The organism is Actinoplanes ianthinogenes, assembly GCF_018324205.1.
In the GTDB taxonomy this organism is placed as follows: Bacteria; Actinomycetota; Actinomycetes; order Mycobacteriales; family Micromonosporaceae; genus Actinoplanes; species Actinoplanes ianthinogenes.
Map to the genome: position 1 here is coordinate 392,308 of NZ_AP023356.1, position 17,194 is coordinate 409,501.

The window sequence follows — 17,194 nt, forward strand, 5'->3', positions numbered from 1 at the left end:
AACACGGTGGACGCGGTCACCGCGGTCACCACCATCGGGGCGCCGGCCGACCCGCGGGTGCCGTCGCTGGTGCAGGTGGCAGAGCTGAGCTTCGGCAACGTGCCCGAGACGATCGAGAAGATGCGGCAGGGCGGCCTGACCGTCCGGGTCGTGCACGGCGCCGGGCACACCATCCACCGCGACGACCTCGACGGCTTCCTCACCTCGATGCAGGGCTGGCTCTGATGCGCACGCGCACCGCCGCGCTCGCGGCGTCCCTGCTGGTGGCGCTCACCGGCGCCGCTCCGGCCCAGGCGGCCCGGCCCGCCGGCCTGCGCATCCTGGTGACCGACGACGACGGATACACCGCTCCGGGCATCCGCGCGGTGGCCGCCGCCCTGACCGCCGCCGGTCACGACGTCACCATCGTGGCCCCGGCCGTGAACAACAGCGGCGTCGGCACCAAGCAGGGATACGGCCCGGCCGTCCAAGCCTGGCAGCCCGAGCCCAAGGTCTGGGCGGTCGACGGCACCCCGGGCGAAGCGGTCCTGTTCGGCCTGCACCAGGTCTTCGCCGCCGCACCACCGGACCTGGTCGTCTCCGGCGCCAACTTCGGCCCGAACGTAGCCGCCGTCGCCAACCACTCCGGCACGGTGGGCGCCGCCATCACCGCCCTCGACTACGGCATCCCGGCCATCGCCGTCTCCACCGACCTCGACCCGGGCGGCGACCCGCAGCCGACCCTGCGCGCGATGCCCTTGGCCGCCGCGTTCACCGTCCGCCTGGTCGACCACCTGCGATCCCGCTCCGGCCCACTGCTGCCCACCGGCCTCGGTCTCAACGTCAACTATCCGGTGGTCGGCGACGGCTCCCGGCCCGCTCGCGGCATCGAGCTGACCCGGCAGGCGCACCAGCCGATCTTCCGCCCGACCTACCGTCCGGACGGCCCCGGCCAGTGGAAGGTCACGGTGGCGATCGACACCGCGGCGGCCGCCCGGGGCACGGACCTGCACGCGCTGCTGGCGGACCGGATCTCCCTCTCCCCGATCAACGCGGACTGGAATGCCTCGCCGGGCCGGACCGACCTCGGCGACCGCATCCTGGCGGGTCTGGACAGCTGACCGGCGGTCACGGCACCTGACCGGGGGCCCTCCGGACCGCTCCGGAGGGCCCCCTGATCCGCGGCCGCCTCAACACCATTTTTCGGTACGACTTGGCGTCCCGTGCCCGTCGGCTCGCGATGCTGCGGCCCACCCCGGACCGCAGCGCGTGTCGTGCGGGTCCGCTCGGCGCCGCGACGCTGCGCCCCACCCCGGACCGCAGCGCGTGTCATGCGGGTCCGCTCGGCGCCGCGACGCTGCGCCCCACCCCGGACCGCAGCGCGTGTCATGCGGGTCCGCTCGGCGCCGCGACGCTGCGCCCCACCCCGGACCGCAGCGCGTGTCATGCGGGTCCGCTCGGCGCCGCGACGCTGCGCCCCACCCCGGACCGCAGCGCGTGTCATGCGGGTCCGCTCGGCGCCGCGACGCTGCGCCCCACCCCGGACCGCAGCGCGTGTCATGCGGGTCCGCTCGGCGCCGCGACGCTGCGCCCTACCCCGGACCGCATCGCGCCCAGGGGTCCGCTCGACTTACGCGATGCCCCCGCTGGCTCTCATCGCGCCCAGCGATCGGCTCGACACACCGATGTTCCGGCCCACTCCGAACCGCACCCCGCTCGACACGTCCGACGCTCCGGCCCACTCACCACCGCCCGCGCCTCGAAGCTCAGCTTGCTCCCACGGTCCTGCCGGCACGGCATAGGACCGCGAGGCCCGGACCGAGTTCCGGGCTGGGCCTCGTGGCCCTGTGCGGGCGGGCAAGCGCGGCGACCGGGCGGCGCGGACGGTTCCGGCGGCGCGGACGGTTCGGGCGGGAGGCGGGTTGGCTAAGGAAATATGCCGTAGGTGAAGGCGCGGAACAGGATGGGCCAGAGGGTCCAGAATTCTGGGAACGGGCCCTCGCCGGCGGAGAAGGCCATGACATAGAGCACGAGGATCGTGAACGGGACGAGGGGTAGGGCGGGGACGCTCACGATCCCGATGACCGCCCAGGGGCGGCGAGCCAGGAACGCGCCCGCGGCGGCGCCGAGGGCGGCCGCCGACATGGCCCCGAGCAGGGCGCCGACGCTGGACGCGGTGGTCGAGCGGTAGAAGGTGATCGTCGAGCTGTCGCCGTCGTAGGTGACCACCAGGTCGTCGCGCCAGGCGTTCCAGCTTTCACAGTGGAGACCGCCAGCATCGGTGAAGCCGGACCAGCCATGGGCGGCGGCGTTGACACGAGCATCCTGGTCGTCACGGCAGTCGGGCTCGCCCGCCGCGTCAGCATCGGTCGTCGCGTCGGCATCGGTCGCGGCGTCTGCATCGGTCGCGGCGGCATCGGTCGTCGCGTCGGCATCGATCGCGGCGTCGGTGGACTCCTCCGGCGCGTAGTAGATCTCCACGAAGCCGGGGCCGGACTCGTCGTCGTCGAGGCGGGATCCGAAGCGGAAGTCACGGCGGTCGATCTCCGCACCGGCGGGAATGTCCGGGACGATCTCCTCCGCCATCAGCAGGGCGGCGCCGTTGCCCGGGAGCGGACCAGGCTCGAGGCCGCCGAGCCACGACCCCGCCGTGGCCCCGGCGATCGCGGCCAGCAGGGCACAGATCACCGCCGCCGCGATGCGCACCCCTCGACTCACGCCCACCGAGTCACGCTGCTCCGGACCGCGGGGCAGCGGGTCGTCGCGTTGTGGATCGTCGTGGTCCGCAACGCTTGTCGCGGCCTCGGGCCCGTGTTGCCAGCGGCGTTCATGCCGCCAGAATCTAGACGATCTTGGAAGCCCGCGGCGGGCCAGCAGGCCGCCGAATCCGGTCGGCCAGCAGGCGCGCATCCCGGCACGCGGCGGCGTTCGTGGCGGTCATGACTACTACGAACGGGTAGGCACAGCCGCGGATCGGCTTGGAACTCGGCACGGCAGGGGCACGGTCAGGCGCCCGTCGTGGAGCCGGGGCGGACGATCATCAGGATGACGACTACGGCCCACAGCAGATTGAAGACTCCGGTGAGCATGCCGAGTCTGGCGAGCACCGGCCGGTGGTCGTGATCGGCCGGGGAATCGGCCGCGAGGAGCCGTCGCTGACCGGGAAGGATCAGCAAGGCCAGGACGGCGGCGGCGAGCGCGGTGAGGGCGATCGAGGTGAGCAGCCACGGATCGCCAAGGACGCCGAGGCTGCCGGCGGTGGCCAGGCCGAAGACCGGGACGGCCACGCCGAGCACGGCGTAGACGCGGCAGATCCGGTGCAACACCGACAGCGCGGAAGCACCGGCCGGACGATCGACGGCGGCAACGGCGGCGGGACCGACGGCAGCATTGTCGGCGGCGGGACCGAAGGCAGAACTGTCGGCGGCAGGACCGACGGCAGAACTGTCGGCGGCAGGACCGACGGCAGAACTGTCGGCGGCAGGACCGACGGCAGCATTGTCGACGGCGGGACCGACGGCAGCACTGTCGGAGGCAGGACCGGGGGCAGAGGTGCTGATGGTGCGATCGGCGGCAGGACCGGGAGAAGCGGCGCCGGGGCGGTCACCGGCGAGGGTGCGGCGGGCGAGGGCCGGGAACATGCTGGCGGCTACGGCTATCGGGCCGACGGTCAGGACGGCGGCCAGGACGTGCAGGCTGAGCAGGAGCTTTGTCACGGTTGGGGACGGTAGTCAAGCGGCGAGCGCCGGAGAACTGGCTGGATTGCCGCCCGCCGACGGGTTCTGGCCAACCTGGGAAGTAGGGTGACCGGCATGCACATCGTCGCCGTGCTGGCGCTGGACCGGGTGATCCCGTTCGACCTGGCCACGCCGCTCGAGGTGTTCAGCCGGGTGCGGCTCGCGGACGGGAGCGCGCCCTACGAGGTGCGGGTCTGCTCCACGGCCGGGACGGTGGATGCCGGAGCGTTCACGCTGCAGGCGCCCTGGGGGCTGGAGACCCTGCTCGACGCGGACACGATCATCCTGCCCGGGTGTGCGGACGGTGCGGTCGTCGTACCGGAAAGGGTGTTGACCTGTCTCCGCAAGGCGGCGGCGGGCGGTGCGCGGATCGCGTCGATCTGCGCCGGGGCCTTCATCCTGGCCGAGACGGGACTGCTGGACGGGCTGCGGGCGACGACCCATTGGCTCGCCGCGTCGCTGCTGGCCGCGAAGTATCCGCAGGTCGAGGTGGATCCCGGCGTGCTCTATGTGGACAACGGGCAGTTCCTGACGTCGGCGGGCGCGGCGGCCGGGCTGGATCTGTGCCTGCATCTGATCAGGCGGGACCATGGGTCGGCGGTGGCGGCGGACGCGGCCCGGCTGTCGGTGATGCCGCTGGAGCGGGAGGGTGGGCAGGCGCAGTTCATCGTGCCGGAGCAGCCGCCCACGCCCCGCGGTTCGGCGCTCGAGCCGCTGCTCCGGTGGATGCAGGAGAACACCGACGTCGATCTCACCCTCGGTGCCATCGCGGCGCGGGGCGGGATGAGCGTCCGGACGCTGAACCGGCGGTTCCGCGAGCAGACCGGGACGACCCCGCTGCAATGGCTGCTGCGCGCCCGGATCCGCCGCGCCCAGCACCTCCTGGAGGCGACCGACGAGCCGGTCGAACAGATCGCCGGCCGTGTCGGATTCGGATCACCCACGGCCTTCCGTGACCGCTTCAAACGCGTCGTCGGCGCCAGCCCGCAGAGCTACCGCGCGACCTTCCGCGTCTCCTACCGGAAGTAGAGGCCGTTCGAGGACCCGATTTCGTTACGCTCTGCGCCCGCCCCAACCGCACCGATCAGGTCCCGTGGCTCCCCGCGACGCCCAGCCCACCCCACGGCCCGCCCGGCGGTCGCCGTGGCCGGGCTAAAGCGCCCGCAGCCCGTCGGCGTCAAGCAGGTAGGCCGGCGCCAACTCGGTCGCCGGCAGGCCGAGCACCGCCGCGCCGGCGGACTCCGGGGTCGGGGCCGCCGTAAGCCTCGCGGCGAACGCGTCCCGGGAGATCCCTTCGGCCTGCGCATAGGCCCGGATGCCGGTTTCCCCCACCGTCGTCCCCGGAGTGAGCACCGGCAGCACCGCCGTCACCCCGATCCCCGAGTCTCGTGCCTCGCCGGCCGCATAGCCGGTGATCAGCCGGACCGTGGCCTTCGCGCCGGCATATCCACCGCTCAACGGCGAGCCGCGCAACTCCGCCGCGCTGCCGAACACCACGACCCGTGCGCCCGCGGGGAGCGGCAGGCGCAGGGCGGCCCGCAGCCAGACGAAGGCCATCCGCACGTCCTGGTGCCAGTTGACCGAGAACGACTCCCACGAGTGCTCGGTCAGCGGCCGCATCTCCGGCGCCGCGCCCGCGGTCAGCACCAGCAGATCGGGCCGGGTGTCGGCGAGCACCTTCTCGGCGAACACCTCGTCGGTCGCGTCGCCCGCCACGCCGTCGGCGGAATCCGGATGCCGGGCGACGACCGTGACGCGCGCTCCGGCCTCCCGGGCGGCGCGGGCCACCCCGAGACCGAAGCCGCGGCTGCCGCCGACCACCACTGCTGACTTACCTGTCATCGCTGTCATACCCGAGTAGATCCCGCGGCGGTGCCAGAGTCACCGGCTGGCCGAACATCGGGAACAACTCCGCATTCAGGAAGATGTGGATGCTCCGGATTCCGCCGGGATCGATCTCCAGGACGTGCAGGGCGTGTGCCTCCCGGTCGGCGTACATGGCGAAGGTCGGCTGGCCGTTCGCCGTCGGCGTCACCGGGAGCATCGTGAACTGGCCGGGGCGGCGCAGCACGTGAGTGGCGAGGAAACCGAGCACGTGACGGCGGCCGGTGAACCACGTGGCGTGCGGCGGCATCTCCAGGGTGACGTCCTCGCGGAGCACCGCGGCGAGCGCTTCGACGTCGGCACGCTCGAACGCGTCGACGTACCGAAGCAGTTGTTTCTGCAGGTGAGGGTGGTCCGGCTCGGTCATCCCGTCCGGGTCGGGCGCCAGGCGGCGCAGGCGGTCGCGGGCGCGCAGCAGGGCACTGTTGACCGCGATCGTGGTGGTGCCCAGGGTGGCGGCGACCTCGTCGGCGGGCAGGTCGGCGACGTCCCGCAGGATCAGCACGGCCCGCTGCTTGGCGGGCAGGTGCTGCAGGGCGGCGACGAACGCGAGCCGGATCTGCTGGCGCGCACCGGCCTCGTCGGCCGGGTCGACCGGCAGCGGGCTGAGCCAGCGGGTTTCCGCGGGCGCCGGCCGCGCACGCGCCTGCCAGTCCGCTTCCGCGGCACCGAGGCCGGCCGGGAGCGCCCGGCGGCCGCGCTGGTCGGCCAGGCGCAGGCAGACGTTGGTGGCGATCTGGTACAGCCAGGTGCGCAGCGACGACCGGCCCTCGAAGCGGTCGAAGCCACGCCAGGCCCGCAGGTACGCGTCCTGCACGGCGTCCTCGGCGTCGGCCGCCGACCCGAGCATCCGGTAGCAGTGCGCGAGAATCTCCGGCCGTAGCGGCGCGGCCACCTCGGCGAATCCCATGGCGAACCACCTCCTCTCGCCATACAGACCCACGGCGCACCCGAAACTCACCGGCGCTCACCAGCCGTACCGTAATTCGATGTACTCGATCGCGGCCGATACCGATACTTTGCCGGTGGATCGAGGCCTTGCCCAGCGCGCCACCGCGCTCATCGAGTCGGCGGGGTACGGCGACGGCGACCGGGTCGTGGTCGGCCTGCGGCACGGGGACGCGCCGGCCGTGTACGTCAGCCACGGCGAGCCGTTCACGACGGCCTGCGTCGCGTCGGTGTCGAAGCAGATCACCGCGGCGTGCGTGGCGCTGCTGGTGCGGCAGGGCCAGCTCGACGTCGAGTCGGCGCTGGCCAGATGGATTCCCGAGCTGCCGGCGTGGGCGGCCACCGTCCGCGTGCGGCACCTGATCCACCACACCGGCGGACTGCCCGAGGCCGGCGAGTTCTTCGCGCTCAAGAAGGCGGGCCGGGATCGGACCGTACACGGAATGCTGGCCGAGCTGGCCGGGCACGAGTCCCTGGAGAGCATCCCGGGAACCGCGTTCAGCTATCGCAACCCCGGTTACGCGTGCCTGTCGGTCATCGTCGAACGTGTCGCCAGCGAGCCGTTCCCCGATTTCGCGCGTTCGCGCCTGTTCGAGCCGCTGGGCATGGCCGCCACCGGATACTGGCCCGGCCCGGAGCCGTTCCCGCCCGGCACCACGCCGACCGAGCTGGGCTCCCCGGCGCCGCTGTCACTGGGCGACTGCGGTGTCTGGTCGACGGCGGCCGACCTGATGCGCTGGAACGAGGCGCTGGCCGCCGACGAGCTGGGCGTCTCCGGCCTGCTGCACACCGCGGGGCGGCTCGACGACGGCCCGCCCCTCCCCTACGGCTGGGGTGTCGACGTGCTGACCAGGGCCGGTTTTCCGCTGCACCGCCACGGCGGCGTGTGGGCCGGCCTGAGCGCCGAGATCGCCCGGTTGCCCGCGCAGCGTGCCGCGATGGTGGTGATCGCGCTGGATCATGCGGAGGCACGCACCAAACGGCTCGCCGACAGTGTGATCGACGACCTGATCGCCCGCGGCGAGACGTCAGCCGGTCAGCGGCGGTCGGCGGCCACGTAGGACGCCGCGGCGGTGGCGGCCGAGACCGCGAGCACCGACGGCCAGGCGCCGATCCTCTTGGCGAGCGGGTGGGACAGGCCGAACGCCCCCACATAGGTCGCCACCAGCGCCCCGGTCACCGCCGGGCTGGTGCGCCGCGCCCACTCGCGCCCGGCCAGCACGCCGCCGGCCGCGAGGACGACACCCCCGAGCGGCCGGATGCCGGTCCGCCGGGCGAGCTGCCAGCCACCGATGAGGGAGCCCGCGGTGATCACAGCGGTAGGAACACGCATGCCACGACCGTAGCGCACCGGTCCGGCCGCCTCGCCACAAGCCCGCGCGCCGGATCCGCTCCTCTCAGCCACTGGTGTCGATGACACCGGCGCAGGGTCAGATGAGCCCCGGCCAGGCAGATGAGGGTCCAGCCGGCGCTGACGACGATCACGGTGCTTCTCCCGGCCGCCGTCATCGGCAACGAGTCCTCCGCACGCCCACGGAGCGGGCCGTGACCAGCAGGCCGTCGCCGCCGGTCGACGAGAACTCCGCGGCGGGGGCGGCGGGCGGTCAGTGCCCGGCCGCCAGCGCCTCGCCCAGGGGTGTGCGGGTGTGCAGGACCCGGGTGCCGGCCCGCCTGCTGTCGACGAGGCCGGCATCGCGGAGCACGGTGAGGTGGTGCGACGCCGTGGACGCCGCCAGGCCGGTCAGCTCGGCGCACTCCGACGTCGACAACGGCTGCTGGAGCTCGACGACCAGGCGCGCGCGAGCGGAACCCAGCAGCGCGGTGAGCGCTCCGAGGGTGTCCGACACCGGACGGTGCCAAGTCTCCGAGATGCCGTGTGCCGGATAGAAGACCGTCGGCTGGGTGGGCGCCTCGTCCAGCACGAAGCACCGGTGGGTGGCCATCACCGAGGGCACCAGCACCAGCCCGGTGCCGCCGCAGTCGATCGTGTTCGCATAGTGCGGCAGTTCCACCCGGACGGCGTGGTCGAGCCAGGTGACGGACGCGTGCAGGGTGGCCGCCATCTCCGCGAGCCCGGCGTCGCTGATGCGCCGGGCCCGGACCGCGATGTCGGCGCGCAGCAGGCGGAGCATCTGCGGCCAGACCGGCGCCAGCAGCGTCGACCAGACCTCCTGCCAGGCGTCGGCGATCGCGGCCCGGGCCCGGGCCGGGTTCGCGATCAGCTCGCGGATCGCCTGCTGCCGGGCGCCGCTGGAACGCAGCACCATCTTGTCCAGGTCGGATCGCAGCAGGTCGTCCGGGACGCGGCGCAGCCGGTCCAGCTCATCCTCGGGCGTCATGTCACCGGACGGCGCGGAGGTGAGGAAGTCGGGAAGGTAGCCGTCGACACCGCTGATCATCGCCAGCAGCCGGAACGCCTCGCTCGCCGGCTCGTCCCGCAGGGTGCGGAACCAGCCCCAGTGCAGTGGCGCGACCTGGGGCCGCAGCACCACCCGGACCGCGTGCACGAGCTCGTACCCCGGGGAGATGCCGAAGCGGACCGCGGAGACGTCGGCCGGATCCAGCCGGAACTCGACAACCTTTCGATCCACATCGAAAGCCTAGTCGCCGGGGTGCCCGGTCATCGAAGGTGAAGTCCGCACAGGCGGCCTGACCGGCCACGACAGAGGAGAATCCGATGGCGCAGTACTTCCTGACCGTCCCCGGCGACGCGACCGAGGAGCCGACCCTGGCGTCCCTGCACGAGACGAATCCGGCCGAGCTGGAGGCTCTGGTGGCGGCCGTGGGGCGGGTGAACACCGACCTGCACGAGGCCGGTGTCTTCGTCCAGGCCGGCGGGCTGCACCCGCCGTCGACCGCGGTCACCATCGACGCCACCGGCACCGAGGCGAAGCGCGTCCCCGGGCCGTTCGTGACGGCGCCGGAGTACCTCAGCGGTTTCTGGATCATCGATGTCCCGGACCGGGAGGCCGCCCTCACCTGGGCCGAGCGGTGCTCGGCAGCCGCCCGGTCGCGGATCGAGGTCCGCGCGCTCCAGGGCGGCGCCGAGTAGCGCGTCGCCCGGCCATCAGGACCAAGACCAGAGAGAAGATCAAGAACCAGTTTCCGGTACGCCCGTAGAACGTTCCCGGGGCCGACGGTGCCACGGTGACCAGTAGTTGCGCGTCGCCGGCCGTGGCTTCGCCGAGCAGCCGGCCGGTGGGGCCGGAAACGGTCAGCCGGCCGAAGGCGGCGGCGCGGACCACGGTCGTGCCGGTCTCGACGCCGCGGACCACCGCCATCCGGCTGTGCAGCCAGCCGTCGCCGGTGAAGTCGAGGGCCGGGACGAGCAGCATGGTGGCGCCGTGTGCGCGGTAGCGGCGGGTCAGGTCGGGGAAGTCCAGGTCCTTGCAGATGGCTATCCCGTACCGGCCGTCGACGATCAGGTCGTCGTCACCGGGGGTGAGCCAGTCGTCCTCCAGACCCTTGATCAGGTGTTGCTTGGCATAGGTCCGGACGGCCGGGCCGAGTACGACGGCGACGTTGCGGGCGGTGCCGCCGTCGTGCTGGACGGCACCGACGATGACCTGGACACCGCGGTTCGTCACCGGCCGGAACGCCGCCGCCAGTGCCTGCGGGCTCGCGGTGAACACCTTCTCGGGCAGCACGACGATCGTGGCGCCCTGGCCGGCCAGGCTCTGCACGCGTGGCAGGTAGCGGGCCAGCAGCTCCTGCCCGGACGGCTGGTCGAGGGGCAGGCCGTCCTCGGTCTGTTCCAGGGCGACCAGGCCCACCCGCAGTTTCCCGGTTGCGGCGGAGGGGCGGGTCAGCGACCAGGTGGCCCAGCCGGCGGTCGTGACGGTGAGCGCGAGCAGGCAGGCGAGCGCCGGTTTCGTCCGGGTGGCCCGCTTGCCGGCGGTGAGCAGCGCGGCGAGGGCGATGGGGGTGGCGAGCAGCAGGTAGGTGACGCCCCAGACGCCGGTGAGGGCGGTCAGCTGGATGATCGGGCGCACGTCGGCCTGGGTGTAGGCGAGGCTCCACCAGGCGCCGTTGGGCATCAGCAACGACACCGTGTATTCGCCGAGGACCCACAGGGCCGGGGTGGCGAGGATGGCGGTCGCGGTCCGGCCCCGGCGCAGCAGCGCGCCCGCGAGGCCGATCGTGCCGGTGGCCAGGGCCGTGCCGTAGAGGACGAAGGCGATCACCACCGGGAGCGGGATCTGCAACGTGCGGTGGTAGTAGGTGGCCATCGCCAGCTGGCCGAGCGGCCAGGCGAGCAGGGTCGCGAACAGAGCCTTGCGGTGTGCGAAGGCGGCGAGCACCAGCAGGGGCAGCGGGGCCAGCCAGGTGAGTATCGGCAGGGGTTGCAGGCCGTATCCGCCGAGCCACAGGAGAGCGCTCAGGGCGGCGGCGACGATCGTCGACATGGCACTCAGGGTCCGGCGGGCCGAGGCGGAACGGATCGCCGCACGGGAGGGGTCCGATCTGGTCCCGTGGAGGGAAGCGGGCGGCGCGGGTGGCGGACGATACTGCCGACGTGAAGCGGTATGCGAACCTCGCCGTCACGCCGGCCGCGGTCGTGGCGACCGTGCTGCCGGTGGTGACGGGCGGGCCGGACGACTGGTGGGTGCTGCCGCTCGCGCTCGCCTCCTCCGTGCCGGTGCTGTGGCGGGACCGCGCGCTCGTGCCGGTCAGCCTGACCGTCGGGGTGGCCACCACGGTGTCGGCCTCGCTCGGCGCTCCCCCGCTGCTGCCGGTCGGGCCGCTGGTCTGCCTCTACACCTTCGCGGCGCGGGCCTCGCTGCCGCTGCGGCTGCTCGGGATCGTCGTGACGGCGGTGGGACTGCTGGTGTCGGTGCTGTTCCCAAAGCCGGACGTCGAGGTGATGCGGTATCTCACGCTGGCTTTCGTCTTTGCCTACGCGCTCGGCACGAGCACGCGGGCCCGGCGGGAGCGGGAGTCGGCATCGGCCGAACGGGAACGCCGGCTCGCCGGGGAGCGGGAGGCGGCGGTGTTGCGGGAGCGGACGCGGATCGCCCGGGACCTGCACGACATCGTGACGCATGCGCTCGGGGTGATGGTGGTGCAGGCGGAGGCGGGGCCGTTGGTCGTACGGAAAGATCCGGATCTGGCGAATGCGGCCTTTGCAGCGATCGCATCGACCGGGCGCGACGCGGTCGGCCAGCTGCGGCGGGCGGTCGGTGCCCTGCGGGAGCCCGCCGATCAACCACTCGACCAGCCCGGGCTCGCGCAACTACCGGCCCTGGTGGAGCGGCTGCGGGATTCCGGGCTGGAGGCCGGGCTGACCGTTTCCGGCACGCCGTTCGCGCCGCCCGCCGATGTCGGGGTCGCCGTGTACCGCATCGTGCAGGAGTCGCTGACCAACGTGCTGCGGCACGCCGAGGCTCGCTCGGTCCAGGTCGTCCTGGAATACCTGGCGTCGTCGCTGACGGTGTCGATCACCGACGACGGGCGGGGTGCGGCGCCGTCCGGGCCGGCCGGCTACGGCATCGTCGGGATGCGGGAGCGGGCTCAGGCATGCGGCGGCTCGCTGCGCGCGGGCCCGGTCGGCGGCGGTTTCGCGGTGACCGCGACCCTGCCGGCCGCCGGCGGCTCGGCGGCGCCGCCGCCGATGGAGGGACGCTCCGCGGCGGCAACGCCGGACGATCCGGGCTCCGCGGCGGCAACGCCGGACGATCCGGGCTCCGCGACGGCAACGCCGGAGGGCGGGAGCCTTTCGGGGGCGGCGCGGCGCGGGGCGGGGGCCTGATGGTGCGGGTGGTGCTTGCCGATGACCAGGAGCTGTTCCGGGCCGGGTTCGCGACGATCCTTGGTGCGGAGGCGGACATCGAGGTGGTCGCGGAGGCCGCGGACGGGGCGGCGGCGGTGCGGGCCGCGGTGGAGCACGCGCCGGACGTGGTGCTGATGGACATGCGGATGCCGGTGCTGGACGGGGTGGCGGCGACGCGGCAGGTGTGTGCGCGGACGCCGAGCCGGGTGCTGGCGCTGACCATGTTCGACAACGATGAGTACCTTTATGCGGTCTTGCGCGCCGGGGCCAGCGGGTTCCTGCTCAAGGACGTGCCGCGGGCCGAGCTGGTGCGGGCGGTGCGGGTGGTCGCGGGCGGGGAGTCGCTGCTCGCGCCGGCGGTGACCGCGCGGGTGATCGGTGAGCTGCACCGGCGGGGCAACCCGGACCCGGCGCTGGCCACCGCGGTCTCCGGGCTGACCGCGCGGGAGACCGACGTGCTGCGGCTGATCGCGGGCGGGCTGTCCAACGCGGAGATCGCCGCGCACCACCACCTGAGCGAGCACACGATCAAGACCCATGTCGGGAACCTGTTCGCCAAGCTCGGCCTGCGTGACCGCGCACAGGCAGTGATGGTCGCCTATGAGTCCGGTCTGGTGACCCCCGGCTCTGGATGATCACGCATAGAGTGGCGTGATGCCGAACGGGATGTCCTGGCTCAACGAGCCACCGCAGTGGTCCGACGAGGACGGCGTGGTCCGGGTCGTCACCGGGCTGAAGACCGATTTCTGGCGCAGGACCTTCTATGGGTACGTGACCGACAACGGTCACTTCTATCGTCGGTCGGTCGCCGGCGACTTCACCGCCGAGGTGGTCGTGGCGGCCGGGCACGCGGCACGCTTCGACCAGGCCGGGCTGATGATCCGGGCCGGTGAGCGGACCTGGCTGAAGTCGGGGCTGGAGGTCACCTCCGGTGCGGTGCAGCTGAGCACCGTGCTGACCCGGGAAGACTCCGATCTGTCGGTGGCGCCGCTGCCCGGGTACGGCGGGGAGCTGTCGCTGCGGCTGACCCGGTTCGGTGACGCGGTGTGCGTGCACCGCGGCGACGGCGCCGGAGGCTGGGACCTGGTCCGGCTCGGTCACCTGGATCTGCCGGAGACCGTGGAGGTGGGGCTGATGTGCTGCTCGCCGGAGCGGGCCGGGCTGGAGGTGACGTTCCGCGACTTCCGGGTCGGGGAGCCGATCTCACGGGACGGCCTCGAGTAGGACGGCGGCGCCATGCGGGGGTGGACCGTTGTCCTGTTCTCAATGGTCGGGTGGCTCGTGCTGGGCTGCGCGGCGAGACCGGCGCACGCGATCGCGAACGGCGCGTCGGTGCCGGACGGCAAGTACGGGTTCGCGGTCAAGCTGACCGACTACGACATCCCGGTGAAAGGCGGCGGGACGCGGGACAGCTCCTGCTCCGGTGGGCTGATCTCGCCGCACTGGGTGCTGACCGCCGCGCACTGCTTCCGGGACACGGACGGCAACCGGGTGTCCCGGCCGGTGGCCCGCAAGACGGTGGTGACCGTGGCCGGGAGCAAACGGACCGCCCGGGTGATCGCGGTGCGGCAGAGCGGGACGGCGGACGTGGCGCTGGCCAAGCTCGACAGGGCGATCACGGACGTGACGCCGTTGCGGGTCGGGCGGGACGCCCCGGAGGTGGGATCGCGCGTGCGGCTGGTGGGGTACGGGCTGCTCAAGGCGGGGACGACGAGGACGCCGGACCGGCCGCGGACCGGGGTGTTCCGGGTGTCCTCGGTCAGCGACCTGGAGATCGGGATGTCCGGGGTGGAGCCGCAGCGGACGACCAGCCCGTGCGAGCACGACTCGGGTGGGCCGTATTTCACGGTGGCCGAGGACGGGACCGCCACCGTCGTGGGGGTGGTCAGCCATGGGCCGGACTGTCCCCATGTCGGGGCGGACCAGGCCGGGCGGGTGGACGCGGTGGCGGGTTGGATCCGGTCGGTGGTGGGGAAGGACGGATCACCGGCGGCCACGCCCCGGGCTACGGCTCGGTCGTCCGCGCCGGTGGACGCACTGCCGGAGCCGGTGGCGGACGAGGAGGTCCCGGCGTCCTGGAAGCTGGCCGGGGTGGGGGCGGTGACGTTGCTGGTCGTCGCGGTGGCCGGGCGGTTGGCGGCGGGCGGCGGCAGCCGGCACCGGGGCAAACGGCGCCGGCGAGGGTAGAACGCGCTCGCGGGGACCGCACGGCGTGGCTCGATGTACGGGTGAGCAGTCGCGGGCGGACGCTTGACGGCGGCCTCGGGTGAGCACTCGCGACCGTGCCTCGGCTGCGGGCGGACCCGCACGGACGGTCAGCGGATGGGTGCTCATCGCGTACCGAAATAGGGGTTGATCGGAAATGGCGCCGGCGGGTGGGTCTTGTGGTGCGGGCGTGCGGTTTGCCGGGGAGCAACTAGCGTGAGGTGGCATGGCGGATGTCATTGACGATCTTGAGGCGGAGCAGGAGGCGCTGGCCGCGGTGCTGACCGGTTTGGCCGGGGCGGACTGGGATCGGGCGTCGGCGGCTTCCGGGTGGACCGTGGCGGACGTGGTGCTGCATCTGGCGCAGACCGAGGAGGCCGTGGCGGCCAGTGCGGGTGGTGACTCGCGGGCGCTCGACTGGCGGCGGTTCGGGCCCACGGTCGACGCGGCGATGGGGGCCATGGTCCGGGCGGAGGCGGGGCCCGGGCCGGAGATTCTCGCGCGGTGGCAGGCGGCACGGCGGGAGTCGGTGCGGGCGTTGCGGGCGGCGGATCCGCGGCGGCCGTTGCGGTGGGTGACGGCGTCGCTGAAGCCTCGGACGCTGGCGACCACACGGCTGGCCGAGCACTGGGCGCATGCGCTGGACATCGTCGGGCCGTTGCGGATCGACTATCCGGACACCGACCGGTTGCGGCATGTGGCGTGGCTGGGGTTCAGCACGTTGCCCTACGCGTTTCATCTGGCCGGGCGGCCGGAGGTGTCGGTGTTCTGCGATCTGCGCGGGCCCGGCGGGGCTCGATGGACGTTCGGGGATCCGCGGTCGGAGTCCGGGATCGCGGGAGCGGCGGGGGCGTTCTGCCGGGTCGGGGCACAGCGGCTGGCGCCGGGTGCGTCCGGGTTGCAGACTCGCGGGCCGCATGGGGCGGAGGCGTTGCGGCTGCTCAGGAATTACGCGGTGGTGTGACGGGCGGCGTCACCGGCAGTGGCGCGGGCCGGGAAGGCCGATGATCAGGGCCAGGCCGACGGTGAGGTGCATGCCGAGCAGGGCCAGGCGGGTGGCGGTGCCGACGGCGCCGAACAGCGGGCCGGTCAGGGACAGCAGCAGGACGATCGAGGTGATGATCCGGTAGGTCCGGACCGGGTGGCGGACGGTGCGCTCCAGGACGGCCAGCAGGGCCCAGGCGGCCAGGCCGGCGAGCAGGGCGGTCAGGACGACGGCGAGCGGGCCGACGTGCTGGAGGGTGCCGTTCTGACGGACGATCAGGTCGTGGCCGGCCCAGGGATCGTTCACGGCCCAGAGCAGGAGGGCGCCGGCGGCGCCCGCGGCGACGGTGATCAGGCGTCCGGTGCGGCGGTTGGTGTGCTGCGTGTTCGTCGTCATGCCGAAGAGATTCGCGGATCGGGGCGGGTGGACACATCGGACCGCGGATGGTGCGGTGGCCATCTTTCGGCAGAGCGGACCACCAACTTTCGATGGTGTCGGCGGCCCATTCGGGCCGGATAGCCTCGCCGGGTGACCAGCGTTCCCCCTGTCGAGCGGCCACCCCGGGCGGCTGCCGTCGTCGCGCTGCTCGGGTCGTCCGGGCTGCTCATCGCGCTGTCGTTCGCGGCCTGGTGGGCCGGGCGGCCGGTGGGTCCGCTGCTCGCGCTCGACCTGACCGTGGCGGTGCTGAGCTGGCTGCTGACGCCACTGCTGCTGTGGCGGCCGGTCGGCACGACGGCGGTGCTCGCCGTGCTGGCGGCGGTGTCGCCGATGGCCACCCCGCCGGCCACGATCGGGATGCTGCACGTGGCGCGGTGGCGGCGGTTCCCGGTGGCGGTCGCGGTGGCGGCCGGCGGCGTGGCCGCGCACGCGGTGCAGGGGCTGTGGCGGTCCAACGGCGGGATGGCGTACGGCTGGTGGCTGGCGCTGATCACTTTCGCGTACGGCGCGCTGCTCGGCTGGGGCGCCTGGGCGCAGGCGCGGGCGGCGCTGGTCGCGTCGCTGCGCGAGCGAGCCCGGCGGGCCGAGGCGGAGCAGGGGCGACGGGTGGCCGAGGCGCGCATGCTGGAGCGCCGCAAGATCGCCCGGGAGATGCACGACGTGCTGGCGCACCGGTTGTCGTTGCTGGCGACGTTCGCCGGGGCGATGGAGTATCGGCCGGACTCCGCACCGGAGCAGATGTCCCGGGCCGCCGGGGTGGTGCGCGACGGGGTCCATCAGGCGCTCGAGGAGTTGCGCGAGGTGATCTCGCTGCTCCGCGACGATGCGCCGGCCGAGCAGGACGGCATTCATCCGCAGCCGGTGCTGGCTGATGTGCCGCGGTTGGTGGCGGAGTCGCGGGAGGCGGGGACGCAGGTGGAGGTGCGGGACGTGGTGGTTTCGCCCGGGGCGGCGCCGGCCGGGGTGGCCCGGACGGCGTACCGGGTGATCCAGGAGGGTTTGACGAACGCTCGCAAGCACGCCGCCGGGCAGCCGGTCCGGGTCGACCTGCGGGGCGGGCCCGGGGAGGTGCTGGAGGTCGAGCTGCGCAACGCGCTGGCGCCGGAGCGGCCGGCGCCCCAAGGATGGTCCGGGGGCGCGGGGCTGGCCGGCCTCACCGAACGGGTGCAGTTGGCCGGTGGGCGGCTCGATCACCAGGCGGTCGACGGCGAGTTCCGCCTGCGCGCGTCGATCCCGTGGCCGGCATGA

General features: G+C 73.3%; 18 protein-coding genes and 2 pseudogenes. 11 read left to right on the forward strand and 9 right to left on the reverse strand.

Annotation, left to right across the window (positions count from 1 at the left end):
• The first annotated feature begins 6 nt into the window (after window positions 1-6).
• Together Aiant_RS01925 and surE are read left to right on the forward strand one after the other, a co-directional pair.
• Window positions 7-225: a hypothetical protein gene (locus tag Aiant_RS01925; RefSeq protein WP_212846910.1), complete on the forward strand. Its 219-nt coding sequence runs from the start codon at window positions 7-9 to the stop codon at window positions 223-225.
• On the forward strand, window positions 225-1,100 hold the full coding sequence (gene surE, locus Aiant_RS01930; RefSeq protein WP_189335577.1) for a 5'/3'-nucleotidase SurE: 876 nt from the start codon (window positions 225-227) through the stop codon (window positions 1,098-1,100). Before Aiant_RS01925 ends, surE begins: the two co-directional genes overlap by 1 nt.
• Before the next feature lie 805 nt (window positions 1,101-1,905).
• Here the strand turns inward: surE and Aiant_RS01935 are convergent.
• From Aiant_RS01935 to Aiant_RS46970, 3 genes and pseudogenes are all read right to left on the reverse strand, one after another.
• Window positions 1,906-2,703: a hypothetical protein gene (locus tag Aiant_RS01935; protein WP_189335576.1), complete on the reverse strand. Its 798-nt coding sequence runs from the start codon at window positions 2,701-2,703 to the stop codon at window positions 1,906-1,908.
• A 281-nt stretch (window positions 2,704-2,984) separates the two neighbouring features.
• Window positions 2,985-3,386 (reverse strand): annotated as a pseudogene (locus Aiant_RS46830) (hypothetical protein); the annotation flags it as partial.
• 123 nt (window positions 3,387-3,509) lie between these two features.
• A pseudogene (locus Aiant_RS46970) lies at window positions 3,510-3,695 on the reverse strand (hypothetical protein); the annotation flags it as partial.
• A 96-nt stretch (window positions 3,696-3,791) separates the two neighbouring features.
• On the opposite strand from Aiant_RS46970, the gene Aiant_RS01945 reads away from it, so the two are divergent.
• On the forward strand, window positions 3,792-4,745 hold the full coding sequence (locus tag Aiant_RS01945) for a GlxA family transcriptional regulator (RefSeq protein WP_189335574.1): 954 nt from the start codon (window positions 3,792-3,794) through the stop codon (window positions 4,743-4,745).
• Between the two features lie 123 nt (window positions 4,746-4,868).
• On the opposite strand, the gene Aiant_RS01950 is transcribed toward Aiant_RS01945, so the two are convergent.
• Window positions 4,869-5,558 (reverse strand): SDR family oxidoreductase, encoded by a 690-nt coding sequence (locus tag Aiant_RS01950; RefSeq protein ID WP_212846912.1) that lies wholly within the window; start codon window positions 5,556-5,558, stop codon window positions 4,869-4,871.
• On the reverse strand, window positions 5,548-6,510 hold the full coding sequence (locus Aiant_RS01955; RefSeq protein ID WP_189335572.1) for an RNA polymerase subunit sigma-70: 963 nt from the start codon (window positions 6,508-6,510) through the stop codon (window positions 5,548-5,550). Before Aiant_RS01955 ends, Aiant_RS01950 begins: the two co-directional genes overlap by 11 nt.
• A 115-nt stretch (window positions 6,511-6,625) precedes the next feature.
• Here Aiant_RS01955 and Aiant_RS01960 point away from each other — a divergent pair, with 115 nt between their 5' ends.
• Complete coding sequence (locus Aiant_RS01960) at window positions 6,626-7,609, forward strand: serine hydrolase domain-containing protein (RefSeq protein ID WP_189335571.1); 984 nt, start codon at window positions 6,626-6,628, stop codon at window positions 7,607-7,609.
• Here Aiant_RS01960 and Aiant_RS01965 read toward each other — a convergent pair.
• Both Aiant_RS01965 and Aiant_RS01970 read right to left on the reverse strand, forming a co-directional pair.
• A complete protein-coding gene (locus tag Aiant_RS01965; protein WP_189335570.1) occupies window positions 7,585-7,881 on the reverse strand; it encodes a hypothetical protein in 297 nt (98 codons plus the stop codon). The two genes, Aiant_RS01960 and Aiant_RS01965, sit on opposite strands and share 25 nt — an antisense overlap.
• Window positions 7,882-8,152: 271 nt before the next feature.
• A complete protein-coding gene (locus tag Aiant_RS01970) occupies window positions 8,153-9,139 on the reverse strand; it encodes an ArsR/SmtB family transcription factor (protein ID WP_189335569.1) in 987 nt (328 codons plus the stop codon).
• 86 nt (window positions 9,140-9,225) lie between these two features.
• Here Aiant_RS01970 and Aiant_RS01975 point away from each other — a divergent pair, with 86 nt between their 5' ends.
• The gene (locus tag Aiant_RS01975) at window positions 9,226-9,600 is read left to right on the forward strand and encodes a YciI family protein (RefSeq protein WP_189335568.1); all 375 of its coding nucleotides are present in this window, start codon (window positions 9,226-9,228) and stop codon (window positions 9,598-9,600) included.
• On the opposite strand, the gene Aiant_RS01980 is transcribed toward Aiant_RS01975, so the two are convergent.
• Window positions 9,524-10,954, reverse strand: a complete 1,431-nt coding sequence (locus tag Aiant_RS01980; protein ID WP_189335567.1) for a nitrilase-related carbon-nitrogen hydrolase — start codon at window positions 10,952-10,954, stop codon at window positions 9,524-9,526. The genes Aiant_RS01975 and Aiant_RS01980 overlap by 77 nt on opposite strands.
• A gap of 110 nt (window positions 10,955-11,064) precedes the next feature.
• Here Aiant_RS01980 and Aiant_RS01985 point away from each other — a divergent pair, with 110 nt between their 5' ends.
• The 5 genes from Aiant_RS01985 to Aiant_RS02005 all read left to right on the forward strand — a co-directional run bounded on the left by Aiant_RS01985 (window position 11,065) and on the right by Aiant_RS02005 (window position 15,487).
• Window positions 11,065-12,297 (forward strand): sensor histidine kinase, encoded by a 1,233-nt coding sequence (locus Aiant_RS01985; RefSeq protein WP_229831241.1) that lies wholly within the window; start codon window positions 11,065-11,067, stop codon window positions 12,295-12,297.
• Window positions 12,297-12,953, forward strand: a complete 657-nt coding sequence (locus tag Aiant_RS01990) for a response regulator (protein WP_189335565.1) — start codon at window positions 12,297-12,299, stop codon at window positions 12,951-12,953. Before Aiant_RS01985 ends, Aiant_RS01990 begins: the two co-directional genes overlap by 1 nt.
• A gap of 19 nt (window positions 12,954-12,972) precedes the next feature.
• The gene (locus tag Aiant_RS01995) at window positions 12,973-13,542 is read left to right on the forward strand and encodes a DUF1349 domain-containing protein (protein ID WP_189335564.1); all 570 of its coding nucleotides are present in this window, start codon (window positions 12,973-12,975) and stop codon (window positions 13,540-13,542) included.
• A 42-nt stretch (window positions 13,543-13,584) separates the two neighbouring features.
• The gene (locus Aiant_RS02000; RefSeq protein ID WP_189335563.1) at window positions 13,585-14,505 is read left to right on the forward strand and encodes a S1 family peptidase; all 921 of its coding nucleotides are present in this window, start codon (window positions 13,585-13,587) and stop codon (window positions 14,503-14,505) included.
• A 244-nt stretch (window positions 14,506-14,749) separates the two neighbouring features.
• The gene (locus Aiant_RS02005; RefSeq protein WP_189335562.1) at window positions 14,750-15,487 is read left to right on the forward strand and encodes a maleylpyruvate isomerase family mycothiol-dependent enzyme; all 738 of its coding nucleotides are present in this window, start codon (window positions 14,750-14,752) and stop codon (window positions 15,485-15,487) included.
• Window positions 15,488-15,496: 9 nt separating this feature from the next.
• Here the strand turns inward: Aiant_RS02005 and Aiant_RS02010 are convergent, their stop codons facing one another.
• Window positions 15,497-15,904, reverse strand: coding sequence for a DUF6069 family protein (locus Aiant_RS02010; protein WP_189335561.1), 408 nt, complete (start codon window positions 15,902-15,904; stop codon window positions 15,497-15,499).
• A 132-nt stretch (window positions 15,905-16,036) separates the two neighbouring features.
• Here Aiant_RS02010 and Aiant_RS02015 point away from each other — a divergent pair, with 132 nt between their 5' ends.
• Window positions 16,037-17,194 carry a sensor histidine kinase gene (locus tag Aiant_RS02015; protein ID WP_189335560.1) on the forward strand — a complete coding sequence of 386 codons (1,158 nt, stop codon included), beginning with the start codon at window positions 16,037-16,039 and terminating at the stop codon, window positions 17,192-17,194.

Bases quoted from the DNA above. Each gene is read 5' to 3' on its own strand.
- surE (WP_189335577.1), top strand. From the start codon at position 225: ATGCGCACGCGCACCGCCGCGCTCGCGGCGTCCCTGCTGGTGGCGCTC.
- Aiant_RS01945 (WP_189335574.1), top strand. From the start codon at position 3,792: ATGCACATCGTCGCCGTGCTGGCGCTGGACCGGGTGATCCCGTTCGAC.
- Aiant_RS01950 (WP_212846912.1), bottom strand. From the start codon at position 5,558: ATGACAGGTAAGTCAGCAGTGGTGGTCGGCGGCAGCCGCGGCTTCGGT.
- Aiant_RS01955 (WP_189335572.1), bottom strand. From the start codon at position 6,510: ATGGGATTCGCCGAGGTGGCCGCGCCGCTACGGCCGGAGATTCTCGCG.
- Aiant_RS01965 (WP_189335570.1), bottom strand. From the start codon at position 7,881: ATGCGTGTTCCTACCGCTGTGATCACCGCGGGCTCCCTCATCGGTGGC.
- Aiant_RS01975 (WP_189335568.1), top strand. From the start codon at position 9,226: ATGGCGCAGTACTTCCTGACCGTCCCCGGCGACGCGACCGAGGAGCCG.
- Aiant_RS01980 (WP_189335567.1), bottom strand. From the start codon at position 10,954: ATGTCGACGATCGTCGCCGCCGCCCTGAGCGCTCTCCTGTGGCTCGGC.
- Aiant_RS01990 (WP_189335565.1), top strand. From the start codon at position 12,297: ATGGTGCGGGTGGTGCTTGCCGATGACCAGGAGCTGTTCCGGGCCGGG.
- Aiant_RS01995 (WP_189335564.1), top strand. From the start codon at position 12,973: ATGCCGAACGGGATGTCCTGGCTCAACGAGCCACCGCAGTGGTCCGAC.
- Aiant_RS02000 (WP_189335563.1), top strand. From the start codon at position 13,585: ATGGTCGGGTGGCTCGTGCTGGGCTGCGCGGCGAGACCGGCGCACGCG.
- Aiant_RS02005 (WP_189335562.1), top strand. From the start codon at position 14,750: ATGGCGGATGTCATTGACGATCTTGAGGCGGAGCAGGAGGCGCTGGCC.
- Aiant_RS02010 (WP_189335561.1), bottom strand. From the start codon at position 15,904: ATGACGACGAACACGCAGCACACCAACCGCCGCACCGGACGCCTGATC.